Source organism: Stenotrophomonas sp. HMWF003, from assembly GCF_003061285.1.
Classification (GTDB): domain Bacteria; phylum Pseudomonadota; class Gammaproteobacteria; order Xanthomonadales; family Xanthomonadaceae; genus Stenotrophomonas; species Stenotrophomonas maltophilia_AP.
Genome location: NZ_QAIW01000140.1, coordinates 3,281 through 7,860, shown reverse-complemented (window position 1 = coordinate 7,860; position 4,580 = coordinate 3,281). Strand labels below are relative to the sequence as shown.

The 4,580-nt window shown below is 68.7% G+C and carries 4 protein-coding genes and 1 pseudogene; all 5 read right to left on the bottom strand.

The features are described 5' to 3' along the window. A partial coding sequence (locus DBR34_RS05400; protein WP_146186772.1) for a ParA family protein occupies positions 1-424 on the bottom strand: 424 nt, incomplete at its 3' end. Between the two features lie 164 nt (positions 425-588). Beyond that, a pseudogene (gene motD, locus DBR34_RS05395) lies at positions 589-1,419 on the bottom strand (flagellar motor protein MotD); the annotation flags it as partial. 1 nt (position 1,420) lies between these two features. Then, complete coding sequence (locus tag DBR34_RS05390) at positions 1,421-2,161, bottom strand: flagellar motor protein (protein WP_038688511.1); 741 nt, start codon at positions 2,159-2,161, stop codon at positions 1,421-1,423. Positions 2,162-2,375: 214 nt separating this feature from the next. Next, complete coding sequence (locus DBR34_RS05385; RefSeq protein ID WP_128096002.1) at positions 2,376-4,184, bottom strand: chemotaxis protein CheA; 1,809 nt, start codon at positions 4,182-4,184, stop codon at positions 2,376-2,378. Positions 4,185-4,188: 4 nt separating this feature from the next. Then, positions 4,189-4,580, bottom strand: a 392-nt coding sequence (locus DBR34_RS05380; protein WP_258223682.1) for a protein phosphatase CheZ, incomplete at its 5' end; no start/stop codon positions are given.

Genomic DNA, 4,580 nt, shown 5'->3' with positions numbered 1-4,580 from the left:
CCACCAGGGCCAGCGCGTTGATCATCAGCAGGCCCAGCGTGGGTGCGCAGTCCAGCAGGATGTAGTCGTGCTGGCCCTGGTGGCGGGCAAACGCGTTCTGCAGGGCCAGGCCCAGCCCGGGCTGGTTGGCGCTGCGCCGTTCCAGGGTGGCCAGCGCGGCCTGCGCGCACACGTAATCCAGGCCGGGAATATCGCTGTGGCGGCTGAGCGAGGAGAGCTCGGCCGGGGGCGCGCCGAACAGTTCCAGCACGCCCTGCGGCGGCGGGTCCAGCGGCACGCCGAAGGCGCGGGTCAGCGACGAATGCGGATCAAGATCGATCAGCAGCACGCGGTGGCCCAGGGTGGCCAGGCCACGGCCGAGGGCCAGGGTCGTGGTGGTCTTGCCCACGCCGCCCTTCTGATTGGCGATTGCCCAGATGCGCATTCGGTTCACTCCTTCATTGCAGGGGAAACGGCGGCGCCCACACGGCTGCCGGCCGGCACCGGTGGCAACTGCACCGGTGCGATGGGGGATGGGGCGGGGGTCTTGCCGGGCGTGGCCGGGTCCGATTCGGCGGTCAACTGCGGCCCGATCGGATCCACGCCCTGCGCGGTGTCGGCCAGGATGATCACCATCACCCGCCGGTTGCGGTTACGCCCTTCGGCGCTGGCGTTGTCTTCGCGCGGGCGGAACTGGCCGTAGCCGACCATCGCCAGCCGCGACGGCTGCAGGCCCTGGTCGGCGAACAGGTGGACCACGCTGGCCGCGCGCCCGGCCGAGAGTTCCCAGTTGGAGGGGAACAACGGGGTGGCGATCGGTATGTTGTCGGTGTGGCCTTCCACGCGCACGCCGTTGGGCGCCTCGCGCAGCACCTGGGCCAGCTTGGACAGGGTGTCGCGTGCGTGCACATCCAGCGTGGCCGAGCCAGTGGGGAACAGGATGTCGCTGTTGATCTCCACCTCGATCCACAGCTCGGTGCGGCGCACGGTGATCATGCCGCGCTCGATCAGCGGCGCCAGCGTGGCGGTGAGGCGGTCGGCGATGGTGTTGAGCTGGCGCTCGGCGCGCTGCAGCTGTTCCTGGTTGCGCACCGAGACCGGCATGCGCATCTGCGAGGCCATCGCCGGCAGCAGGGTGGGGTCGTTGGACGGCGCCGGCGCGGCCGGGCCGACGCGGTTGCCGGCCTTGATCACCGACGGGCTGTCCCAGCCACCGCCCTGCACCTGCTGGTTGCCCACCTGCACCGGGTTGATGGTGCGCGGCGCGCCACCGAAGGCGGTGGTCAGCGCATCGGCCATGACCCGGTACTTGCCTTCGTTGAGCGAGGAGATGGCGTACATCACCACGAAGAAGGCGAGCAGCAGCGTCATGAGGTCGGCGTAGGGAATGGCCCAGGCCTCATGGTTGGCATGCTCTTCGTGATGCTTGCGGCGGGCCATGTCAGTGCAGGAATCCGGAGAGGTTGGTTTCGATGTTGCGCGGGTTCTCGCCCTGCGCGATCGAGATCAGGCCTTCGATGATCATTTCGCGGTCGCGGCTGTTGTGGTGGATCACGCTCTTCAGCTTGGCCGACACCGGCAGGAACAGCAGGTTGGCCGAGGCGATGCCGTAGATGGTGGCGGTGAACGCCGCGGCGATGCCGTGGCCGAGCTTGCTCGGGTCGGCGAGGTTCTTCATCACCGCGATCAGGCCGAGCACCGCGCCGATGATGCCCAGCGTGGGGGCGTAGATGCCCATGCCCTCGAACACCTTGGACGCGGCCAGGTCCTGGTGCTCCTGGCTGCTGAGTTCGATTTCCATCATGTGGCGGATGGTTTCCGGCTCCACGCCGTCCACCAGCAGCTGCAGGCCCTTGCGCAGGAACGGGTCGTTCTGTGCATCCACCTGGGCTTCCAGGCCGAGCAGGCCCTGGCGACGGGCGATGTTGCTCCATTCGACGATCTGCTTGATCAGTTCGTGGCGGTCGCTGCTGGGCGGCAGGATGACCCAGCGCACAATCTTGAAGGCGTGCTTGAAGACCGCCGGCGAGGTGTGCAGCAGGATGGAGGCGATGGTGCCGACGATCACGATCACGAAGGCGGCCGGCGACCACAGTGACGCCAGGCCGGCCCCCTTGAGGATGCTGCCGCCGACCAGTGAGGCCAGGGCGAGGAAAAGTCCGATGAGGCTGAGTCTGTCCATGGGTCCGTTATCGGCGTATGTGAATGGGACTTGAGATGCCGAAGGAATCCGGTGGGGCGGCGGTCACAGTTTTTGGGGGTAAGGCAGCCGGGCAGAGCCCGGCTCTACGTCTGGAACTTTGTCGCTGCGGCAGGGGACTGGCGCATGGCGATGCGTTCATCGGCTCGGCGCCCGCCTTCCCCTGCGGCGCGGCAGAGCCCGGCTCTACGGCGCGTCAGCGGAGGCCGTCCACGTCGAGGATCAGCGACATGCGGCCGTCGCCGATCAGGGTGGCGCCGGCGTAGCCGCGCAGGCCGCGCAGTGCCTTGGGCAGCGGTTTGATCACCACTTCCTCGCGGCCCCGCACCTGGTCCACCACCAGCCCAAAGCGGGCTTCACCGGCCTGCAGCACCACGATGGTGAGCAGCTGGGAGGCGGCGGGGGCGACGGCCAGCCAATGGCGCAGGTCCACCAGCGGCAGCGTGTGCGACTTGCGGTCGAGCACGGCGCGGCCATCGAACCAGCCCAGCGAGGTGTTGGGCGCGTGCAGCACCTCCATCACGCGGGCCAGCGGCAGGGCGTAGACGTCGTCGCCGGCCTGCACCAGCAGGGTCGGCAGGATCGCCAGCGTGAGCGGCACGCGGATCATGAAGCGGCTGCCACGGCCCAGCTCGGACTGGATCTGGATCTGGCCGCTGAGCTCGCGGATGCGCGACTGCACCACGTCCATGCCAACGCCGCGGCCGGAGATGTCGGTGACTTCCTGCTTGGTCGAGAACCCCGGCAGGAACACCAGGTGCAGGCATTCCTCGCTGGTCAGGCGAGCGGCCGCTTCCGGATCGATCAGCCCCTTTTCGCGCGCCTTCTGGCGCAGCCGTTCGGGATCGATGCCGGCGCCGTCGTCCTGCACCTCGATGCTGACGTAGTCGCCTTCCTGCTGCGCCGACAGCCGCACATGGCCGCTGCGCGGCTTGCCCTGGGCTTCACGCAGGTCGGGGGTTTCCACGCCGTGGTCGATGGCGTTGCGGACCAGGTGGACCAGCGGATCGGCCAGCGCTTCGACCAGGTTGCGGTCGAGCTCGGTCTCGGCGCCGATCAGCTCCAGTTCCACTTCCTTCTTCAGGTTGCGCGCCACGTCGCGGGCGACCTTGGGGAAGCGCGAGAACACCTTGCCCACCGGCTGCATGCGGGTGCGCATCACCGCCGACTGCAGGCGCGCGGTGGCGATGTCCAGGGTGGACACGGCACGGTCGAGTTCTTCGTCGTGCAGGCGCGCACGCAGCGTCTTGAGCCGGTTGCGTGACAGCACCAGTTCGCCGATCAGGTTGACGATGGCGTCCAGGCGCTTGGTGTCCACGCGCACGGTGTGCTCGGCTTCGGCCACCGGCTTGTTGGCGGCCGGCTTGGCGGCCGGCGCGGCCGCTGCACGCGGCGGCGGTGCGGGCGCGGCCACCGGCTTGGCGCCGGGCACGGCACCGCCATGCAGCTGGTCGAGCAGGGCCTCGAATTCGTCTTCGTCGATCAGGCCGTCATCGGCTTTGCCGGCTCCCGCCACGGCGGTGGGTGCCGCGCCGCCGTGCAGGGGGTCGAGCAGGGCTTCGAACTCATCGTCGGTGATCAGCTCGCCGCTGGCCGGGGCGGCCACTGCCGCCACCGGAGTGGCCGGGCCGTTGACGTCGAACTGTGCGATCAGCTCCGGCGGCGCATACCCGGGCTCTTCGCCGGCCGACACCGAATCCAGCATCGACTGCAGGTAATCCAGCGACTGCTGGGCCGCATCGAAGTGGTGGGCCTGCAGCGTGGCCTTGCCGGAGCGGGCCATGCCCAGGGTTTCCTCGGCGGCATGGCACAGCTCGACCATGGCCTGGATGCCGAGGAAGCCGGCACCGCCCTTGAGGGTGTGGAAGCCGCGGAAAACCGCATTGAGCTGGTCGCTGTCCTGGGGCGACTGCTCCAGCGACACCAGCTGTTCGCCGAGGCGGTCCAGGATTTCCTGGGCCTCGAGGATGAAATCGGCGGCAATATCGTCTGGAACAGCGCTCATGGTGTTACAGCCCCAAATCCGAAAGCAGGTCGTCAGCATCCACCTGGGATACCTGGTGACGGTCCAGGCCACTCACGGCCGGGCCGGCCAGGCCGTTGTCCCGCTTGTGCGCGGTGTCGTCCTGCGGCGGCAGGCCGAGTGCGCCAAACCCTTCATGCACGCGACGCACGATCCCCACCACGCGGCGGATGATCTGCCCGGTGAGGTCCTGGTAGCTCTGGGTAAGGGCGATCTCGGTGAGGTTGTGGCGGATCCGGTCCAGCTGCTGGTCCTGGTCGGCGGTGAGGCCATTGGCCCGCAGCTGTTCGGTCAGCGCCCGGCACTCCTCGGCCAGGTCCAGGGTGCGGTGGGTGGCCTGTTCGGTCATTGTCACCACGTGGTCCAGGCGCGCGCAGG